The 18,620-nt window shown below is 71.9% G+C and carries 18 protein-coding genes; 13 read left to right on the top strand and 5 right to left on the bottom strand.

Going from position 1 to position 18,620, the window contains the following annotated elements:
* Positions 1 to 16: 16 nt before the first annotated feature.
* Complete coding sequence (locus tag ACWGJB_RS15385) at positions 17 to 949, bottom strand: DeoR/GlpR family DNA-binding transcription regulator (protein WP_453380674.1); 933 nt, start codon at positions 947 to 949, stop codon at positions 17 to 19.
* A gap of 202 nt (positions 950 to 1,151) precedes the next feature.
* The gene (locus ACWGJB_RS15390; RefSeq protein ID WP_453380637.1) at positions 1,152 to 2,600 is read right to left on the bottom strand and encodes an NAD(P)H-quinone dehydrogenase; all 1,449 of its coding nucleotides are present in this window, start codon (positions 2,598 to 2,600) and stop codon (positions 1,152 to 1,154) included.
* Between the two features lie 97 nt (positions 2,601 to 2,697).
* On the opposite strand from ACWGJB_RS15390, the gene ACWGJB_RS15395 reads away from it, so the two are divergent.
* The 4 genes from ACWGJB_RS15395 (at position 2,698) to ACWGJB_RS15410 (ending at position 7,541) form a co-directional block, all read left to right on the top strand.
* Positions 2,698 to 3,138, top strand: coding sequence for a gamma-glutamylcyclotransferase (locus tag ACWGJB_RS15395; RefSeq protein WP_450754577.1), 441 nt, complete (start codon positions 2,698 to 2,700; stop codon positions 3,136 to 3,138).
* Positions 3,139 to 3,281: 143 nt separating this feature from the next.
* Positions 3,282 to 4,106, top strand: a complete 825-nt coding sequence (locus tag ACWGJB_RS15400) for a purine-nucleoside phosphorylase (protein WP_351693056.1) — start codon at positions 3,282 to 3,284, stop codon at positions 4,104 to 4,106.
* A 430-nt stretch (positions 4,107 to 4,536) separates the two neighbouring features.
* Positions 4,537 to 6,168 (top strand): phospho-sugar mutase, encoded by a 1,632-nt coding sequence (locus tag ACWGJB_RS15405; RefSeq protein ID WP_453380638.1) that lies wholly within the window; start codon positions 4,537 to 4,539, stop codon positions 6,166 to 6,168.
* A gap of 188 nt (positions 6,169 to 6,356) precedes the next feature.
* A complete protein-coding gene (locus tag ACWGJB_RS15410) occupies positions 6,357 to 7,541 on the top strand; it encodes a hypothetical protein (RefSeq protein ID WP_453380639.1) in 1,185 nt (394 codons plus the stop codon).
* A gap of 291 nt (positions 7,542 to 7,832) precedes the next feature.
* Here ACWGJB_RS15410 and ACWGJB_RS15415 read toward each other — a convergent pair whose 3' ends face one another.
* Positions 7,833 to 8,516, bottom strand: coding sequence for a PH domain-containing protein (locus ACWGJB_RS15415; RefSeq protein WP_453380640.1), 684 nt, complete (start codon positions 8,514 to 8,516; stop codon positions 7,833 to 7,835).
* A 276-nt stretch (positions 8,517 to 8,792) separates the two neighbouring features.
* Here ACWGJB_RS15415 and deoC point away from each other — a divergent pair, with 276 nt between their 5' ends.
* Genes deoC through ACWGJB_RS15430 form a run of 3 tightly spaced genes read left to right on the top strand, consistent with a single transcriptional unit; the run spans position 8,793 to position 12,098 of the window.
* On the top strand, positions 8,793 to 9,749 hold the full coding sequence (deoC, locus tag ACWGJB_RS15420; protein ID WP_453380641.1) for a deoxyribose-phosphate aldolase: 957 nt from the start codon (positions 8,793 to 8,795) through the stop codon (positions 9,747 to 9,749).
* Positions 9,750 to 9,769: 20 nt separating this feature from the next.
* On the top strand, positions 9,770 to 11,209 hold the full coding sequence (locus tag ACWGJB_RS15425) for an aldehyde dehydrogenase family protein (protein WP_453380642.1): 1,440 nt from the start codon (positions 9,770 to 9,772) through the stop codon (positions 11,207 to 11,209).
* On the top strand, positions 11,199 to 12,098 hold the full coding sequence (locus ACWGJB_RS15430; RefSeq protein WP_453380643.1) for an aldehyde dehydrogenase family protein: 900 nt from the start codon (positions 11,199 to 11,201) through the stop codon (positions 12,096 to 12,098). The genes ACWGJB_RS15425 and ACWGJB_RS15430 overlap by 11 nt, the downstream gene beginning before the upstream one ends.
* Positions 12,099 to 12,186: 88 nt before the next feature.
* On the opposite strand, the gene ACWGJB_RS15435 is transcribed toward ACWGJB_RS15430, so the two are convergent.
* Positions 12,187 to 12,594, bottom strand: a complete 408-nt coding sequence (locus ACWGJB_RS15435; RefSeq protein WP_453380644.1) for a hypothetical protein — start codon at positions 12,592 to 12,594, stop codon at positions 12,187 to 12,189.
* Between the two features lie 127 nt (positions 12,595 to 12,721).
* On the opposite strand from ACWGJB_RS15435, the gene ACWGJB_RS15440 reads away from it, so the two are divergent.
* On the top strand, positions 12,722 to 13,366 hold the full coding sequence (locus tag ACWGJB_RS15440; RefSeq protein WP_453380645.1) for a uridine kinase family protein: 645 nt from the start codon (positions 12,722 to 12,724) through the stop codon (positions 13,364 to 13,366).
* A 261-nt stretch (positions 13,367 to 13,627) separates the two neighbouring features.
* On the opposite strand, the gene ACWGJB_RS15445 is transcribed toward ACWGJB_RS15440, so the two are convergent.
* Positions 13,628 to 14,365 carry a SigE family RNA polymerase sigma factor gene (locus ACWGJB_RS15445; RefSeq protein ID WP_453380646.1) on the bottom strand — a complete coding sequence of 246 codons (738 nt, stop codon included), beginning with the start codon at positions 14,363 to 14,365 and terminating at the stop codon, positions 13,628 to 13,630.
* Positions 14,366 to 14,619: 254 nt separating this feature from the next.
* Between ACWGJB_RS15445 and afsQ1 the strand changes: the two genes are divergently transcribed.
* The 5 genes from afsQ1 to ACWGJB_RS15470 all read left to right on the top strand — a co-directional run bounded on the left by afsQ1 (position 14,620) and on the right by ACWGJB_RS15470 (position 18,523).
* Positions 14,620 to 15,297, top strand: a complete 678-nt coding sequence (gene afsQ1 / locus ACWGJB_RS15450) for a two-component system response regulator AfsQ1 (RefSeq protein WP_174855921.1) — start codon at positions 14,620 to 14,622, stop codon at positions 15,295 to 15,297.
* A complete protein-coding gene (locus ACWGJB_RS15455) occupies positions 15,294 to 16,859 on the top strand; it encodes an ATP-binding protein (RefSeq protein ID WP_453380647.1) in 1,566 nt (521 codons plus the stop codon). The genes afsQ1 and ACWGJB_RS15455 overlap by 4 nt, the downstream gene beginning before the upstream one ends.
* Positions 16,859 to 17,461: a hypothetical protein gene (locus ACWGJB_RS15460; RefSeq protein WP_453380648.1), complete on the top strand. Its 603-nt coding sequence runs from the start codon at positions 16,859 to 16,861 to the stop codon at positions 17,459 to 17,461. The genes ACWGJB_RS15455 and ACWGJB_RS15460 overlap by 1 nt, the downstream gene beginning before the upstream one ends.
* Positions 17,462 to 17,662: 201 nt before the next feature.
* The gene (locus tag ACWGJB_RS15465; protein WP_453380675.1) at positions 17,663 to 18,214 is read left to right on the top strand and encodes a VanZ family protein; all 552 of its coding nucleotides are present in this window, start codon (positions 17,663 to 17,665) and stop codon (positions 18,212 to 18,214) included.
* A gap of 111 nt (positions 18,215 to 18,325) precedes the next feature.
* Positions 18,326 to 18,523 carry a PspC domain-containing protein gene (locus tag ACWGJB_RS15470; protein WP_089099209.1) on the top strand — a complete coding sequence of 66 codons (198 nt, stop codon included), beginning with the start codon at positions 18,326 to 18,328 and terminating at the stop codon, positions 18,521 to 18,523.
* The last annotated feature ends 97 nt before the right edge of the window (positions 18,524 to 18,620 follow it).

The following is an 18,620-nucleotide window of genomic DNA, read 5'->3' on the forward strand; positions in this document are numbered from 1 at the left end:
CCAGGCACTCAAGCCCTCAGCGCCGCCGCATATCAGCGACCCGCCCCCGCTCGCCCCCCGTCGGCGGCTCCCCGTTCATCATCGAAGCCGACCGCAGCCCCGACCCGGGCACCTGACTCCGCCGCGGCCCCGGAAGGGATACGTCCCGACGCTGTTGATGCTGTTGCTGACGCGCCGGGACCTGATCACCCCCCGGGTTTCCCGACGCTCCGGCCACAGCGATCTGCACCCCCTGATCGGCGAGGGCCTGGAGCTCCGTGGCGGCACGGTCGTCGTGAGGCGGCGGCTCGTCCGTGACCAGCCGGGTGATGACGTCCGTCGGCACGGTCTGGAACATGGTGTCCGTACCGAGCTTGGTGTGGTCGGCGAGGACGACCACCTCCGCGGCGGCCTGCACCAGCGCCCGGTCGACGGACGCCGACAGCATGTTGGACGTGGACAGCCCGCGCTCGGCCGTCAGGCCACTGCCCGACAGAAAGGCCTTCGACACCCGCAGCCCCTGCAGGGACTGCTCCGCGCCGGAGCCGACCAGGGCGTAGTTGGAGCCGCGCAGGGTGCCGCCGGTCATGACGACCTCGACCCGGTTGGCATGGGCCAACGCCTGCGCCACCAGCAGCGAGTTGGTGACGACGGTGAGTCCGGGCACTCTCGCCAGCCGGCGCGCGAGTTCCTGGGTGGTGGTACCCGCCCCGACCACGATGGCCTCGCCCTCTTCGACGAGACCCGCGGCGAGATCGGCGATGGCCGTCTTCTCGGCGGTCGCGAGATGTGACTTCTGCGGAAAGCCGGACTCCCGCGTGAACCCGCCCGGCAAAACCGCACCGCCATGCCGGCGGTCGAGGAGTCCTTCTGCCTCCAGTGCGCGCACGTCCCGCCGTACGGTCACTTCTGAGGTCTGGACGACGCGGGCGAGCTCACGGAGCGATACGGCCCCGTTCGCGCGCACCATTTCGAGGATCAATTGGCGACGTTCTGCAGCGAACACGAAACTGACAGTAACCCCAACGACCGTCTGCTTTCAGCAGTTTGCGCCGAATAGCAGAAGTTGTTCGCACAGCAGGGTCGGAAGTGGTATAGGAGCTACCCCACCCGACTATGCCGTACGCATGCTCGACAACTCCCCGTGACCAGCGGGGAGTCGGTTCCGGCCGTCAGAGTTCGCTGCCGGTCTTCCGCGTGTGCAGCTGCCGTGCGACCTCCGCGATCGACCCCGAAAGAGAGGGATACACGGTGAATGCGTTCGCGATCTGTTCGACCGTCAGATTGTTGTCGACGGCGATCGAGATCGGATGGATCAGCTCCGAGGCCCGCGGTGAAACCACCACACCGCCCACCACGATCCCCGTACCCGGCCGGCAGAACAGCTTCACGAAGCCGTCCCGGATGCCCTGCATCTTCGCGCGCGGGTTGCGCAGCAGCGGCAGCTTCACGCCCCGGGCGTCGATCTTGCCCGCGTCCACGTCCGCCTGGGTGTAGCCGACCGTCGCGATCTCCGGATCGGTGAACACGTTCGACGAGACGGTCTTCAGGTTCAGCGGAGCCACCGCGTCGCCCAGGAAGTGGTAGATCGCGATCCGCCCCTGCATGGCGGCCACCGACGCCAGAGCGAACACACCCGTCACGTCACCGGCGGCGTACACCCCCGGAGCCGTCGTCCGCGACACCCTGTCGGTCCAGATGTGCCCGGAGTCGCGCAGCTTGACGCCCGCACCCTCCAGCCCGAGACCGGCGCTGTTCGGAATCGCACCGACGGCCATCAGACAGTGCGAACCGCTGATGACCCGGCCGTCCGCGAGCGTCACCTCGACCCGGTCCCCCACCCGCTTGGCGGCGGCGGCCCGCGACCGCGCCATGACGTTCATGCCACGGCGCCGGAAGACGTCCTCCAGAACGGCGGCCGCGTCCGGGTCCTCACCCGGCAGCACGCGGTCCCGCGACGACACCAGCGTGACCCTCGACCCCAGCGCCTGGTACGCGCCGGCGAACTCGGCACCGGTCACACCCGACCCGACCACGATGAGCTCCTCGGGCAGCTCGGTGAGGTCGTAGACCTGGGTCCAGTTCAGGATGCGCTCGCCGTCGGGCTGGGCGTCGGGCAGCTCGCGCGGGTGACCGCCGGTGGCGATGAGCACCGCGTCCGCCGTGAGGGTCTCCTCACTCCCGTCCGCGGCCGCGACCACGACCTTCCGCGACCCGTCCAGGGCCTGCATGCCCTCCAGCCGGCCCCGCCCCCGCATGACCCGGGCGCCGGCACGCGTCACCGAGGCCGTGATGTCATGCGACTGAGCGAGCGCAAGCCGCTTCACACGCCGGTTGACCTTGCCCAGATCGACCCCGACCACCCGGGCCGCCTGCTCCAGCGGCGGGGTGTCGTCGGCGACGATGATCCCCAGCTCCTCGTACGAGGAGTCGAAGTTGGTCATCACCTCGGCCGTAGCGATAAGAGTCTTCGACGGCACGCAGTCGGTCAGCACCGACGCTCCGCCCAGACCGTCGCAGTCGACGACGGTCACCTCCGCGCCGAGCTGCGCGGCCACCAGGGCCGCTTCATATCCGCCGGGTCCGCCACCGATGATCACGATCCGAGTCACGTACTCCATTGTCCCGCACCCCTCAAGGTGCTATTGCCCGGGGGGCGCCACCCGGCGCTTCCTGGGGCTGGAGAGGTACCTGTGGCGGCTGCCGTACCCTCTCTCCATGTCGTCGCTCTACGCCGCGTACGCCGGCAATCTCGACGCACGGCTGATGTCCCGCCGCGCCCCGCACTCCCCCCTCCGTGCCACCGGCTGGCTGAACGGATGGCGGCTGACCTTCGGCGGCGAGCAGATGGGCTGGGAGGGCTCGCTGGCGACCATCGTCGAGGACCCCCTCGCCCAGGTCTTCGTCGGCCTCTACGACCTCGCCCCGATGGACGAGGAGTCCATGGACCGCTGGGAGGGTGTCGGCATGGGCATCTACCGCCGGGCACGCGTGCGCGTGCACACGCTGGAGGGCGAGGAGACCGCCTGGCTCTACGTCCTCAACGGCTACGAGGGCGGTCTCCCCTCGGCCCGCTACCTCGGCGAGATCGCCGACGCGGCGGAGTCGGCGGGCGCCCCGCACGACTACGTCATGGAACTCCGCAAGCGCCCCTGCTGAGCCCCCAAACCGCACAGACCACACACAGCCGGCCCAAAAGTTGCCTGCGTCACACCGCTCGTTGGAAACGACAAGACAACGATCGCCATCCCGTGAGCTCACTCATCTACGCGCGTAGGCCCAGACCGGCTACTCTCATCCGCGTGAACGCATCTCTTCTTCCGGACGACATCCAGGGCGACCCCCATGCCGCTGCCGGGGCGGCCGCCGCGCGCCTGCGCGAGCTCACGGGCGCCGAGACCCACGACGTCGCCCTCGTGATGGGCTCCGGCTGGGCTCCGGCCGTCGACGCCCTGGGCGCTCCCGACGCCGAGTTCCAGGTCACCGAGCTGCCCGGCTTCCCGCCGCCGGCCGTCGAGGGGCACGGGGGCAAGATCCGCTCGTACTCCTTCGGTGACAAGCGCGCGCTGGTCTTCCTGGGCCGCACGCACTACTACGAGGGCCGCGGTGTCGCCGCCGTCGCGCACGGCGTCCGCACCGCCGTCGCCGCCGGCTGCAAGACCATCGTCCTCACCAACGGCTGCGGCGGCCTGCGCGAGGGCATGCGCCCCGGCCAGCCGGTCCTCATCAGCGACCACATCAACCTCACGGCGACCTCCCCGATCGTCGGCGCGAACTTCGTCGACCTGACGGACCTCTACTCGCCCCGCCTGCGCGCCCTGTGCAAGGAGATCGACCCCACCCTCGAGGAGGGCGTCTACGCGCAGTTCCCCGGCCCGCACTACGAGACTCCGGCCGAGATCCGCATGGCCCGCGTCATCGGCGCGGACCTGGTGGGCATGTCGACGGTCCTCGAGGCCATCGCCGCGCGCGAGGCGGGCGCCGAGGTCCTGGGCATCTCCCTGGTGACGAACCTGGCGGCGGGCATGACCGGCGAACCGCTGAACCACGAGGAGGTCCTCCAGGCCGGCCGCGACTCGGCGGCGCAGATGGGCGAGCTGCTCGCGCAGGTACTGGGCCGGATCTGAGAGACGCGGCAGGGGGTGCCACGGAAGGTCGCAGAGTGGCCGGTCGCGCAGTTCCCCGCGCCCCTGAGTGGGCACAGACACCCGGCACCGCAACGGACCGCCGCCCCGACGGCCCATCGGCTGCCCGCGCCCCACGACGGAATGCCGGCCACCCACCGGACCGTCGGCGACCCGCGGCCCGCAACGGGTCGTCGGTCGATCGGGGGGCCGGTGTCGGTCGCACGCGGCGGGAAGGGGACGGGGTGGGGAGTCTCCGCCCGCAGTGGCCGGCGCCCGTTGTCCCTGTGCGGTACGAGAGACAGCACCGCCGGTCCGAGGACGGAGACTCCCCGCCCCGGCCCCGACTCACCACCACCCGTAGGCGCTACGCGCACCCCCACCGAAGCAGCACCGGCGCCGCAGGCACACCACGAGAGGTTGGACGACGACCGTGCAAGACGATCTCATCGCCCGGGCCAGGACCTGGCTGGCCGAGGACCCGGACCCGGACACCCGCGACGAGCTGGCCAAGCTGATCGACGCCGGTGACACCACCGAGCTGTCGGACCGCTTCGCCGGCACCCTCCAGTTCGGCACCGCCGGCCTCCGCGGCGAACTCGGCGCCGGCCCGATGCGCATGAACCGCACCGTCGTCATCCGCGCCGCCGCCGGCCTCGCCGCGTACCTGAAAAACCACGGCCACGGCACGGGCACCGTCGTCATCGGCTACGACGCCCGCCACAAGTCCGCCGACTTCGCCCGCGACACCGCGGCCGTCATGACCGGCGCCGGGCTCCACGCCGTCGTCCTCCCCCGCCCCCTCCCCACCCCGGTCCTGGCGTTCGCCATACGGCACCTGGGCGCGGTCGCCGGCGTGGAGGTCACCGCCAGCCACAACCCGCCCCGCGACAACGGCTACAAGGTCTACCTCGGCGACGGCTCCCAGATCGTCCCGCCCGCCGACGCGGAGATCGCCGCCGAGATCCACGCGATCGCGAGCCTCCACGCCGTCCCCCGCCCCGACACCGGGTGGGAAACCCTCGACGACACTGTCCTGGACGCCTACCTGGCCCGTACGGACGCCGTCCTGGCCCCCGGCTCCCCCCGCACCGCACGGACCGTCTACACGGCCATGCACGGCGTCGGCAAGGACACCCTCCTCGCCGCCTTCGCCCGCGCCGGCTTCCCCGAGCCGGTCCTCGTCGCGGAACAGGCCGACCCGGACCCGGACTTCCCGACCGTCGCCTTCCCCAACCCGGAAGAGCCCGGGGCGATGGACCTCTCCTTCGCGATGGCCCGCGAGACCGACCCCGACCTGATCATCGCCAACGACCCGGACGCCGACCGCTGCGCCGCCGCCGTCAAGGACGACGGCGAATGGCGCATGCTCCGCGGCGACGAGGTCGGCGCCCTCCTCGCCGCCCACCTGGTCCGCCGCGGCGTCACCGGCGTGTTCGCCGAGTCGATCGTCTCCTCCTCCCTCCTCGGCCGGATCGCCGAGAAGGCGGGACTGCGGTACGAGGAGACCCTCACCGGCTTCAAGTGGATCGCCCGCGTCGACGGCCTGCGCTACGGCTACGAGGAGGCCCTCGGCTACTGCGTAGACCCCGACGGCGTCCGCGACAAGGACGGCATCACCGCCGCGCTCCTGATCACCGAGCTGGCCTCGGTCCTCAAGGAGGAGGGCCGTACCCTCCTCGACCTCCTCGACGACCTCGCCGTGGAGCACGGCCTGCACGCCACCGACCAGCTCTCGGTCCGCGTCGAGGACCTCTCCGTCATCGCCGACGCCATGCGCAGGCTCCGCGAGCAGCCCCCGACCGCACTCGCCGGCCTCCCCGTCACCGACGCGGAGGACCTGACCCGGGGCACGGACCGGCTCCCGCCCACCGACGGCCTGCGCTACACGCTCACCGGCGCCCGGGTCGTCGTCCGCCCCAGCGGTACCGAGCCCAAGCTGAAGTGCTACCTGGAAGTGGTCGTCCCGGTGGCCACCCACGCGGACCTCCCGGCGGCCCGGGCCAAGGCAACCCGGACCCTGGCCGCGATCAAGCAGGACCTGTCGGCGGCGGCCGGCATCTGACACCCCGCCCCGAAGCCCCGTCCCGACACATCCCTCTCCGACACCCCGTAGGGGTGCCCCTCCGTCCAGGGGCACCCCTACGGGTGATTTCGCGACGGCGACCGTCCCACCCACCGCGCCCCGCCCCGGCTCCCGGGGAACGGTGATCCGGTACCGCCCGCCGCAGCCGTCGTACTGGAGCCGCCGCCGTGTCCTCGACCGCCCCCGACACCGCCCCCAGCGGACACATCCCGGGCTCCCGAAGGCCCCACCTCCCCGCCGCGGCCGTCCCCCGCCACGCCCTGCGCCGGGCGGCCCCGGCCCTCACCGCGTATCTCGCGGTACGCCTCACCGGCCTGGCGTTCCTCGCCGTCTGGGCGCACCGGCGGCACCACGGGGTGTGGCCGATGCTGGCGACGCAGTGGGACTCCCGCTGGTATCTCGGGATCGCCGACCACGGGTACACGCACGTCCTGGGCACCGCCTACGACCACAACAACCTGGCGTTCTTCCCGCTGTATCCGCTGCTGGTCAAGGCCGTGGCCGTGCTGACCCCGGGCACCCGGGCCAGTACCGGGCTCGGCCTCGCCTGGCTGGCGTCGCTGGTCGCGGCCTGGGGCGTGTTCGCGGTGGGCGACCGGCTGGGTGGGCGGCAGGTCGGGGTGCTGCTCACCGTGTTGTGGGCGGCGTACCCGGTGGGTCTGGTGCAGTGGATGGGCTACACCGAGTCCCTGTTCACGGCGTTCGCCGCGTGGACGCTGTACGCGGTGCTCGCCGAGCGCTGGCTGTGGGCGGCGACGGGCTCGGTGCTGGCGGGGCTGACGAGGCCGACCGGCATCGCGGTGGCCGCCGCGGTGACGGTCACCGCGCTGCTCTCCCTGCGCACCCGCTTCTCGGCCCGCGCCCTGACGGCGGCCCTGGCGGCCCCCCTCGGCTGGTGCGCGTACGTCGGCTGGGTGGGCCTCAGACTGGGCCGCTGGGACGGCTACTTCGCCGTACAGCGGATGTGGCACAACGAGCTGGACGGCGGGACGGAGACCGTGCGCTGGCTGCGGCACCTGTTCGGGCAGGTCCCCCGGCCGGAGCTGTTCCTGATCGTGGTGAGCCTGACGATGCTCGCGTCGGTCGTGCTGTTCGGGCTCGCGGTGGCGGACCGGCAGCCGGTGCCGCTGCTGGTGTACGGCGCGGTCCTGCTGGTGATCGTGGTGGCCAGCGGGGGTGTCTACTTCCCGCGGGCCCGCTTCCTCCTCCCCGGCTTCCCGCTGCTGCTGCCCGTCGCCGGGTATCTCGCCCGCGCGTCACGGCGGTTGCGGGTGCTGGCGCTGACGGCCGCGGTGGCGGGGTCGGTGTACTGCGGTGCGTACATGCTGCTGGTGTGGCCGAGCGCGCCGTGATTCATGGGGAGTTGGGCCGTCGCTTGCTTCTCGGACGCCCACGGCGAAAGAGGCGACCGCACGCTGAGCCCTGAAGACGGCCTCCACCGCCGCCGACGGCACCGTCTCCACCACCGTCCGCGCGTACACCGACGGCGACTACCGCTGGTCCTACGCCGGCACGGCCACGACCGCCGCCGTGGTCTCCCCGTCCGACTACGTCGACGTCCGCTGACCCCCGACCGGGCGAACCCCTGAACAACGGTGCCGGGCCACCCGTCACGGGGGGGCCCGGCACCGAGCGCGTGCCGGTCAGCCCATCGCCAGCAGGATCGCCAGGAGTACCGCGCCCGCGATCGCCGGGGCAGCCACCTCGTACGCCCAGCGGACCGTGATCCCGCCCTGCGCGGACTCGGCCCGGCCCCGGTTCTCCAGCATCTCCCGCAGTTCGTCCATGACCTTGTCGGTCTCCGCGCGCACCGGGCCGTCCCCCTCCACGGGGGACGGGGGCCGCAGGCCGCCGAAGCCGGTGCCCGTGGTGAAGCCGCCGAGGCCGCCGAACCCGCCGCCCGCGGACCCGGTGCGCCCGCGCCGCGCGTCCGACGCCACCTTGGCCTGCCGGCGCGCCGCCTTCTTCCGGCCGCGCAGGGACACCGGGACGGCCCACAGCTGGTACTTCGCGCCGTCCTTGGTCACGACCTCGTTCGAGTAGCCGGAGCGCAGGCCGGCGATCTCCCCCCACGGGATCGTGACCACCCGGAACGGGTTGCGCACCCGCAGCCGGTCCTGTCCCGCGAACACGGCCGGGCGCAGGGTGAAGGCGACCACCAGCGGCACGACCAGGATCATGGTGGCGAGCGCGAGCCACGGGGTGTGGCCGTGCCCCCGGAACAGCGCGTCGAAGCCGAGCCAGCCGATGATGACGAGCAGGAGTACTCCGCCGACCAGCGCCTGCGGCGATCGGTAGGCGTGGTCCTTGACGAGGGGCGAGGTCATGCGCCGATTCTGCCTCAGCCATGCGCCCGGCCGCCGCCCGGGACGCGGTCGGGCACCGCCTGCGACCCGGCCACGCCAGCCCGGAACGCGGTCGGGCACCGCCTGCGACCCGGCCACGCCCGCGCACGGGCCGCCCGCACCCCCGCCTGCCCGCCCCGCCTGCCCGCCCCACGGCACAGGGCCGCGCCCCCACCGCACGCGGTGCCGTTCCCCGGCGCCGAGAAGAACCGTTCCCTCGGGGTGTACAGCCGCTACGCGCGTAGATATGCTCGGGTGGTGACCATGCCCACCACCGCACCCCACGCACTTGCTGACGTCACCGCGTCCGACAGCACGCTGCGCCGCTTCCTCCACGGGCTGCCCGGCGTCGACGCGGTCGGCCTGGAGGCGCGTGCCGCCTCCCTCGGCACCCGTTCCATCAAGACCACCGCGAAGGCGTACGCCATCGACCTCGCCATCTCGATGGTCGACCTGACGACGCTGGAAGGCGCGGACACCCCGGGCAAGGTCCGGGCGCTCGGCGCCAAGGCGGTCCACCCGGACCCGACGGACCGTACGACCCCCGCCACGGCCGCCGTCTGCGTCTATCCCGACATGGTGGCCACCGCCAAGGAGGCCGTCGCCGGCTCCGGCGTCAAGGTCGCCTCGGTCGCCACCGCCTTCCCGGCGGGCCGCGCGGCCCTGCCGGTCAAGCTCGCCGACGTGCGGGACGCCGTGGCCGCGGGTGCCGACGAGATCGACATGGTCATCGACCGCGGGGCGTTCCTCGCGGGGAACTACGGCAAGGTGTACGAGGAGATCGTCGCCGTGAAGGAGGCCTCGGGCGCCGCCCGGCTCAAGGTCATCTTCGAGACCGGCGAGCTGTCGACGTACGACAACATCCGCCGGGCCTCCTGGCTGGGCATGCTCGCCGGCGCCGACTTCATCAAGACGTCCACCGGCAAGGTGGCGGTGAACGCCACGCCCGCGAACACCCTCCTCATGCTGGAGGCCGTGCGCGACTTCCGCGCGCAGACCGGTGTCCAGGTCGGTGTCAAGCCCGCCGGCGGCATCCGCACCAGCAAGGACGCGATCAAGTTCCTCGTCCTGGTGAACGAGACGGCGGGCACGGACTGGCTGGACAACCACTGGTTCCGCTTCGGCGCCTCCTCGCTCCTGAACGACCTGCTGATGCAGCGTCAGAAGCTGGCGACCGGCCGCTACTCCGGCCCCGACTACGTGACGGTGGACTGATCACCATGGCCAAGGAAAAGATGACCACCGCATTCGAGTACGCACCGGCGCCCGAGTCCCGCTCCGTCGTCGACATCGCGCCCGCCTACGGCCTCTTCATCGACGGCGAGTTCACCGACGCGGCCGACGGCAAGGTCTTCAAGACGGTCAGCCCGTCGACCGAGGAGGTCCTCTCCGAGGTCGCCCGGGCCGGTGCCGAGGACGTCGACCGGGCCGTCAAGGCCGCCCGCAAGGCCTTCGAGAAGTGGTCCGCGCTGCCGGGCTCCGAGCGCGCCAAGTACCTCTTCCGTATCGCCCGGATCATCCAGGAGCGCAGCCGTGAGCTGGCCGTCCTGGAGACCCTGGACAACGGCAAGCCCATCAAGGAGACGCGCGACGCCGACCTCCCCCTGGTCGCCGCGCACTTCTTCTACTACGCGGGCTGGGCGGACAAGCTCGACCACGCCGGCTTCGGCGCGAACCCGCAGCCCCTCGGCGTCGCCGGCCAGGTCATCCCCTGGAACTTCCCGCTCCTGATGCTGGCGTGGAAGATCGCCCCGGCGCTGGCCACCGGCAACACGGTCGTCCTCAAGCCGGCGGAGACCACACCGCTGTCGGCCCTCTTCTTCGCGGACATCTGCCGCCAGGCGGGCCTGCCCAGGGGCGTCGTCAACATCCTCCCCGGCTACGGCGACGCGGGCGCCTCGCTGGTCGCCCACCCGGACGTGAACAAGGTCGCCTTCACCGGCTCCACCGCCGTCGGCAAGGAGATCGCGCGCACGGTCGCGGGCAGCCGCAAGAAGCTCACCCTCGAACTGGGCGGCAAGGGCGCGAACATCGTCTTCGACGACGCCCCCATCGACCAGGCCGTCGAGGGCATCGTCAACGGCATCTTCTTCAACCAGGGCCAGGTCTGCTGCGCGGGCTCCCGGCTTCTCGTCCAGGAGTCGATCCACGACGAACTGCTCGACTCCCTGAAGCGCCGCCTGTCCACCCTTCGCCTCGGCGACCCGCTGGACAAGAACACCGACATCGGTGCGATCAACTCCGAGGAGCAGCTCGCGCGCATCACCTCCCTCGTCCGGCAGGGCGAGGCGGAGGGCGCCGAGCGCTGGTCCCCGGCCTGTGAGATCCCCTCCGCCGGCTACTGGTTCGCCCCGACGCTCTTCACGAACGTCACCCAGGCGCACACCGTCGCCCGTGACGAGATCTTCGGCCCGGTGCTGTCGGTCCTGACCTTCCGCACCCCGGACGAGGCGGTGGCGAAGGCCAACAACACCCCGTACGGCCTCTCCGCCGGCATCTGGACGGAGAAGGGGTCCCGGATCCTCGCCGTCGCGGGCAAGCTGCGCGCGGGCGTGATCTGGTCCAACACGTTCAACAAGTTCGACCCCACCTCGCCGTTCGGCGGTTACAAGGAGTCGGGCTTCGGCCGCGAGGGCGGCCGCCACGGTCTGGAGGCGTACCTCGATGTCCGATAAGTCCGAGCAGCAGCGTCTGAGCGTCTTCAAGACCTACAAGCTGTACATCGGGGGCAAGTTCCCCCGCAGCGAGAGCGGCCGGGTGTACGAGGTGACGGACTCGAAGGGCAACTGGCTGGCCAACGCGCCGCAGTCGAGCCGCAAGGACGCCCGGGACGCGGTGGTCGCCGCGCGCAAGGCGTTCGGCGGCTGGTCCGGGGCCACGGCCTACAACCGCGGTCAGGTCCTCTACCGCGTCGCGGAGATGCTGGAGGGCCGCCGGGACCAGTTCGTGCGCGAGGTCGCGGACGCGGAGGGCCTCGGCAAGTCCAAGGCCGCCGCGGTCGTGGACGCGACCATCGACCGCTGGGTCTGGTACGCGGGCTGGACCGACAAGATCGCCCAGGTGGTCGGCGGCGGCAACCCGGTCGCGGGCCCGTTCTTCAACCTCTCCTCCCCCGAGCCGACCGGTGTGGTGGCCGTCCTGGCACCGCAGGCGTCGTCGTTCCTGGGCCTGGTGTCCGTGGTCGCGCCCGTGATCGCGACCGGCAACACGGCGGTCGTCGTCGCCAGCGAGAAGTCGCCGCTCCCGGCACTCTCCCTGGCCGAGGTGCTCGCCACCTCCGACGTCCCCGGCGGAGTGGTCAACGTCCTCTCCGGCCGTACGGCGGAGATCGCGGCGCCCCTCGCCGCCCACCAGGACGTCAACGCGATCGACCTCGCGGGCGCCGACGAGGCGCTGGCGAAGGAGCTGGAGGTCGCGGCGGCCGACAACCTCAAGCGCGTGCTTCGTCCACAGCCTGTGGATTACGCCGGGACCCCGGGAACCGAGCGCCTCACGGCCTTCCTGGAGACGAAGACGGTCTGGCACCCGACGGGGGCGCTGGGCGCGTCAGGGTCTTCTTACTGATTCGCATCCGTGGGGGGGGGGGGGGGGGGGGGCCGCGGGGGGGGGGGGGGGGCGGCCCCCCCCCCCCCCCACGCCCCTTACGCGGCGCTCAACTCCCCGCGTTTCCCAGCGCCTGCCCCAGCACCGGAATCTCCCCGACCGACGACGCCTGCGCCACCGGCCCCGTCAGCATCTTCGACGACACCGGCCGGAAGTCGGCCACCCGCGTCCCCACCCCGTTGTCCAGGGGGTCGACACCCGTGCCCGCCAGCGGGTTGGGCTTCAGCCCGGCCACCGGCCCCGTGACATACGGCAGTACGGTCCCCAGCGCCTGCATGCCCGCCTGCGGGTCGATGTGACCGAGCGAGCTGGACCGGGTCCGCACCAGGGGGTCCATGACGTGCTGGGTGTCCGCGGCGGCCGTCGTGGCGCCCGCGCCGAGCGCGACCCCCGCCGTGGCGAGTGCGACCAGGGCGCGCTGAGCGGTCGGATGCGGGGAGGACGCGGTTCGGGCCATTGCTGATGCCACCTTCGGGTGCTCAGGGTAATCCTGTCGACACTCAGGGTAGTTGAGGTGTGACTCACGCTCCAAAGCCGACCCGCGGGGTCGGCAGCAGGCCCCCCATACGTCAAACTGGTGTTCCGTGAGCCTTCATCTCCCGTCCCCCGCCCGTGTCGTGCTGCTGTGCGGCCCCTCGGGCTCGGGCAAGTCACTCGTCGCCGCCCGTTCCGGGCTGCCCGTCCTGCGCCTCGACGACTTCTACAAGGAGGGCGACGACCCGACTCTGCCGCTGGTGGCGGGGAGTTCGGACATCGACTGGGACCACCCGGAGTCCTGGGACGCGGAGGTCGCGGTCGAGGCCATCGCCCGGCTCTGCGCCACCGGGTCGACGCCGGTGCCGGTGTACGACATCGCGCTGAGCGCCCGTACCGGCGAGGAACCGCTGCACATCGGCCGTACCCCGCTGTTCATCGCGGAGGGCATCTTCGCCGCCGAGATAGTGGAGCGCTGCCGGGAGCTGGGGCTGCTGGCCGACGCGCTCTGCCTGAACCGGGGCCCGATGCGGACCTTCCGGCGGCGCTTCCTGCGCGATCTCAAGGAGGGCCGCAAGTCGGTGCCGTTCCTGCTGCGCCGGGGCTGGCGGCTGATGCGCTCGGAGCGGGCGATCGTGGCCCGCCAGGTGTCGCTGGGCGCGCACCCGTGCGACCGGGACGAGGCGCTGGGCCGGCTGGCGGCGGCCGCCGTCGGGCGCCACGGGACAGCGAAGACCACCGCAACCATCAACTGAGGAACCACAGCGGCGAGCAACCACGTCCGCGAGAGCGGCGCCGGTCACGCGCAAAAGGGCGCGGGACTGGATGGACCCCCCGGCCCTCCAGTCCCGCTCCCCCGTTGCTCCGCCGAACACCCCCGTGTCCCCCGTGGCGGAGCTCCCCCGTGCTTTCCCCGCGAGTCCCCCCGGACTCGCTTCCCCCATGGGCCCTGACTCGCGTCCCCCGTGAGTCCCCCCGGGCCCTCCCCGTCGGGATCCCCCCGGATCCCCTCACCTTCAGGCGACAAGCTCCCCGAAGGCGCTCTCCTCGTCACGGCCGAAGCTGAGGACCTCGTCCTCGCGCAGCCGGCGGAGCGACCGCCAGATGCTGGACTTCACCGTGCCGACACTGATGTCGAGGATCTCCGCGATCTCCGGGTCCGTGCGGCCCTCGTAGTAGCGCAGGACCAGCATGGTGCGCTGGAGTTCGGGGAGCCGGGCCAGCGCCTGCCACAGGACCGCGCGCAGCTCGGTGCCGCTCATCGCGTCCGTGTCGCCGGGCGTCTCCGGCAGTTCCTCGGTCGGGTACTCGTTGAGCTTGCGGCGCCGCCAGGCGCTGATGTGCAGGTTGGTCATCGTCCGCCGCAGATAACCGCCCACGGCCGCCTTGTCGCTGATCCGGTCCCACGCCTTGTAGGTCGAGAACAGCGCGCTCTGCAGCAGGTCCTCGGCCTCGTAGCGGTCACCGGTCAGGTGGTAGGCGGTCGCGTACAGGGAGGCGCGGCGCTCCTGGACGTAGGCGGTGAACTCCGCCTCGGTCAGCGAGCGCTGCTCCCCCGTGTCCTCCCCGTATGCGGATCCCCCGTGTGCTTCCCCCGTGAAGCCGTCAACCACCGTCATGTAGGCGGTGTGCTGACGCCCGGTGCCGCGAGCGCACCCCCGCCCGCTCACGGCACCGGACTTCTCGGAACCCCGGTTCACGTCGTGCAGACGCGTGATCACTGCGCTGGTGCTGTGACCGATCAGCGTGTTCATCTCGCGCCCCCCGTCGTGGACTTCCGGTAGTTCGGCTTGCTCAGGCCGCTCGCCGCGTTCCGCTCGCCTGCCTGTGCCGAGAACTCTGCCGGGCCACCTTCACGGCCGTATCCGTCGACTGTCACAGACCTGTCACAGGGGTTCGGCACAGAGAGTCCACACAAGATGCACAGATGGTGGCGCTAGGGAGGTTTGCGGGCGGCTACCGGTCGCACAGGTCGTACGACAGGCCCCGCATGGGCCAGAATGAGCCCGTGCCTTCCCTGTTGCTGATCGAGGACGACGACGCCATCCGTACGGCCCTGGAGCTCTCTCTGACGCGCCAGGGGCACCGGGTGGCCACCGCTGCGACCGGTGAGGACGGTCTGAAGCTGTTGCGTGAGCAGCGGCCCGATCTGATCGTCCTCGACGTCATGCTGCCCGGCATCGACGGGTTCGAGGTGTGCCGACGGATCCGGCGCACGGACCAGTTGCCGATCATTCTGCTGACCGCGCGCAGCGACGACATCGACGTGGTGGTCGGGCTGGAGTCCGGGGCCGACGACTATGTCGTCAAACCCGTCCAGGGCCGGGTGCTCGACGCCCGGATCCGGGCCGTGCTGCGCCGCGGGGAGCGGGAGTCCAGCGACTCGGCGACCTACGGCAATGTCGTCATCGACCGGTCCGCGATGACCGTGACGAAGAACGGCGAGGACCTCCAGCTGACGCCGACCGAGCTGCGGCTGCTGCTCGAACTGAGCCGGCGGCCCGGGCAGGCGCTGTCCCGGCAGCAGCTGCTGCGGCTGGTCTGGGAGCACGACTACCTCGGTGACTCCCGGCTCGTGGACGCCTGTGTGCAGCGGCTGCGCGCCAAGGTGGAGGACGTGCCCTCCTCCCCGACCCTCATCCGTACCGTGCGTGGTGTCGGCTACCGCCTGGACGCTCCTCAGTGACGGACCGGCAAGGGGGTTTCCGCGGCTGGGCCGCGGATCGCAGGGGAGCCGTGTCCAGGCTGCGTTTCACCAGTCTGCGGCTGCGGCTCGTGGTGGTCTTCGGGCTCGTCGCGCTGACCGCGGCCGTGTCCGCGTCAGGCATCGCGTACTGGCTGAACCGCGAGGCCGTGCTCACCCGTACCCAGGACGCGGTGCTGCGCGACTTCCAGCAGGAGATGCAGAACCGGGCCGGAGCGCTGCCCGTCCATCCCACCCAGGACGAACTCCAGCGCACCGCCGGGCAGATGGCCGGCAGCAGCCAGCGGTTCAGCGTGTTACTGGTCGGCCAGGACCCGGACGGCAAGACGGTGTACGGCAGTTCGGACGGGCTGAGCGCGTTCGCGCTCGACGACGTGCCCCGGTCGCTGCGCACGGCCGTCGACAAGCAGCAGAAGCTGACCGACTCCAACAAGTCGGCGTACCACCTGTACTGGCAGCGGGTCGTCGACCACGGCACGCCGTACCTGGTGGCCGGGACCCGGCTGATCGGCGGCGGGCCGTCCGGCTACATGATGAAGTCCCTGGAGCCGGAGGCGAAGGACCTCAACTCGCTGGCGTGGTCGCTGGGTATCGCCACCGGGCTGGCGCTCATCGGCTCGGCGCTGCTCGCGCAGGCCGCCGCCACGACCGTGCTGAAGCCCGTGCACCGGCTGGGCGTCGCCGCGCGGCGACTCGGCGAGGGCAAGCTGGACACCCGGCTGCGGGTGTCGGGGACGGACGAACTCGCCGATCTCTCACGGACGTTCAACGACGCGGCCGAGGCGCTGGAGAAACGGGTCGACGACATGGCCGCGCGCGACGACGCCTCGCGCCGCTTCGTCGCCGACATGAGCCATGAGCTGCGTACGCCGCTCACCGCGATCACCGCCGTGACCGAGATCCTGGAGGAGGAGCTGGAGGCGGAGTCGGGGTCGATGGACCCGATGATCGAGCCCGCCGTCCGGCTGGTCGTCAGCGAGACGCGCCGCCTCAACGACCTCGTCGAGAACCTGATGGAGGTCACCCGCTTCGACGCCGGTACGGCCCGGCTGGTCCTCGACGACGTCGACATCGCCGACCAGATCACCGCCTGCATCGACGCCCGGGCCTGGCTGGACGCGGTGGAGCTGGACGCCGAGCGCGGCATCCACGCCCGCCTCGACCCGCGCCGCCTCGACGTCATCCTCGCCAACCTGATCGGCAACGCGCTCAAGCACGGCGGTTCGCCGGTACGGGTGTCGGTGCGCATGGACCAGGAAGAAGGTGGCGACCTGGTGATCGCCGTACGCGACCACGGTCCGGGCATCCCGGAGGACGTCCTGCCGCACGTCTTCGACCGGTTCTACAAGGCGAGCGCCTCCCGGCCGCGCTCCGAGGGCAGCGGCCTGGGCCTGTCCATCGCGACGGAGAACGCCCGGATCCACGGCGGCTCGATCACCGCCGCCAACTCCCCCGAGGGCGGCGCGGTGTTCACCCTCCGGCTGCCCCGGGACGCCTCGACGCTCACCGCGGAGAGCCAGGACGCCGGGGAGAAGGACGCCTGATGCACGTACGAAGACTCCTGGCCGTCACCGGGCTGGCGCTCGCGCTCTCCGGGTGCGGGATCCGGGCCACCGAGGTGCCGACCGACTTCGGCGGGGCGCCCTCGCGGGTGCCGTGCTCGATGAGCCAGCCGGATCTGTCGGCGCAGTCCGCGCGCGGGGTGCCGGTGCAGGTGTTCCTGCTGTGCGGCTCCTCGCTGGTGACCGTGGACCGGGAGGTCCGGGTCCCGGAGGGCACGGCGGACGCGCAGCGGCGGGTGATCGTCGCCCAGGGGCTCCTCGACCAGCTCGCGGAGACGCCCACGGCCGCCGAGAAGGCGGCGGGCTACACGACGTACGTGCGCGGCGGGATGTCGGTCGTCGGGCCCCGGCCCGGGGATCCCGAGGACACGCTGCGGCTGAGCACGTCGCCGGCCCAGCTGACGTCGTACGCGCTGGGCCAGATCGTGTGCACGCTCTCCGACTCGGCCGCGGCCGAGGGCGACGGTTCGGTGATCCTGGGCGGGCCGGGGCGGGAGCCGCTGCTGCGGTACGAGTGCACGGACGCGGTGCGGAACTCTCCGAGCGGGAACCGGCCGCCGGCCAGTGAGGTTTCTTCTGGGTGAGGGGTGTTTCGGCGCCTGATGGGGTGCCGCCCGAGGCTGTGGGGCGAGTGCCGGTCGTGTGTGGTTGATCGCACCCACGCGGCGGAGCCGCATATTGATACAGCCCCGCGCCCCTGACGGGGCGCTCCACGTACCGTGTGTGGAAAGCCTCACCCCCTCGCATCCGGAACCGTTCGCGTGCGCGGGCGCGTCTACGGGGGCGTGCAGCGTCAAGGCTCCATCGGCGGCAGCGCCGCGATCCGCGTCCGTGCGACAGGGGGTGTCCTCCTTGTCGCACATCTCGCGTTCGTCGCCTGGCTGATGCTGCGGCCACTGGACGTGCCGTGGGTGATGCCCGCCAACCTGCACCCGTTCGCCGGTATCCGCGCCGACCTGACGCTGGGCCCTCGCGAGGCGGCCCACCGGATCGGTGAGGGCCTCGGGCTGCTCGCCCCGCTGGGCGTGCTGCTCCCGCTGGTCCACGGCCGGCTGCGCGTCTCCCCGCTCGCCTCCCTGATCGGTACCGCCGCCACCGGCGCCCTGATCTCGCTCGGCATAGCCCTGCTGCAGACCGGGGTGCCCGGGCGGGTGGTGGACGTCGACTCGATCCTGCTGAACACGGTCGGTGTGATCGTCACGCATCTGGCGGTGGTGCCGGCGACCCGCTCCCGGCTCCGCCGGCGGGGTGCGCGGCGGCGGCCCGCGGCCCTCCCCCAGGAGGACGCGGCTCAGGGTCGTACCCCGACGATTCCCAGGGTCGGGATCGCCCCGTAGAGCGACGCTTCGACCCGGTTCGTCTCCGTACCGTGGAGGGCAGATGAGGGGCCGCACGGGCCGCCTCGAACCGGTCGCCCACGGCACCGGACACTCACGAAGGAGACGCGGATGTCCAGCCTCGCCCGCCCCACCCATGGCCGCATGATCGGCGGAGTGTGCGCCGCGCTGGCCCGCCGCTTCGGCACCTCCGCGACCACGATGCGGGTGATCTTCCTGCTCTCGTGCCTGCTGCCGGGCCCGCAGTTCCTGCTCTACATCGCGCTGTGGATCCTCCTCCCCTCGGAGGAGAAGGCCACCGCCTGGTAACACCTCTGGAAGGCAACGCCGTCGGGGGGGCGGGGCGGGAGGCCGGGGCCGGGCGCGCCCCCGGGCGGACGGAGCGTCGGTCTGTGTGGGAGCGTGC

The sequence above is a fragment of the Streptomyces sp. NPDC054813 genome, assembly GCF_053611365.1.

Coding starts and splice junctions, on each gene's coding strand:
- ACWGJB_RS15385 (WP_453380674.1), bottom strand. CDS start 949: ATGGTGCGCGCGAACGGGGCCGTATCGCTCCGTGAGCTCGCCCGCGTC.
- ACWGJB_RS15390 (WP_453380637.1), bottom strand. CDS start 2,600: ATGGAGTACGTGACTCGGATCGTGATCATCGGTGGCGGACCCGGCGGA.
- ACWGJB_RS15395 (WP_450754577.1), top strand. CDS start 2,698: ATGTCGTCGCTCTACGCCGCGTACGCCGGCAATCTCGACGCACGGCTG.
- ACWGJB_RS15415 (WP_453380640.1), bottom strand. CDS start 8,516: ATGACCTCGCCCCTCGTCAAGGACCACGCCTACCGATCGCCGCAGGCG.
- ACWGJB_RS15425 (WP_453380642.1), top strand. CDS start 9,770: ATGACCACCGCATTCGAGTACGCACCGGCGCCCGAGTCCCGCTCCGTC.
- ACWGJB_RS15430 (WP_453380643.1), top strand. CDS start 11,199: ATGTCCGATAAGTCCGAGCAGCAGCGTCTGAGCGTCTTCAAGACCTAC.
- ACWGJB_RS15435 (WP_453380644.1), bottom strand. CDS start 12,594: ATGGCCCGAACCGCGTCCTCCCCGCATCCGACCGCTCAGCGCGCCCTG.
- ACWGJB_RS15445 (WP_453380646.1), bottom strand. CDS start 14,365: ATGAACACGCTGATCGGTCACAGCACCAGCGCAGTGATCACGCGTCTG.
- ACWGJB_RS15460 (WP_453380648.1), top strand. CDS start 16,859: ATGCACGTACGAAGACTCCTGGCCGTCACCGGGCTGGCGCTCGCGCTC.
- ACWGJB_RS15470 (WP_089099209.1), top strand. CDS start 18,326: ATGTCCAGCCTCGCCCGCCCCACCCATGGCCGCATGATCGGCGGAGTG.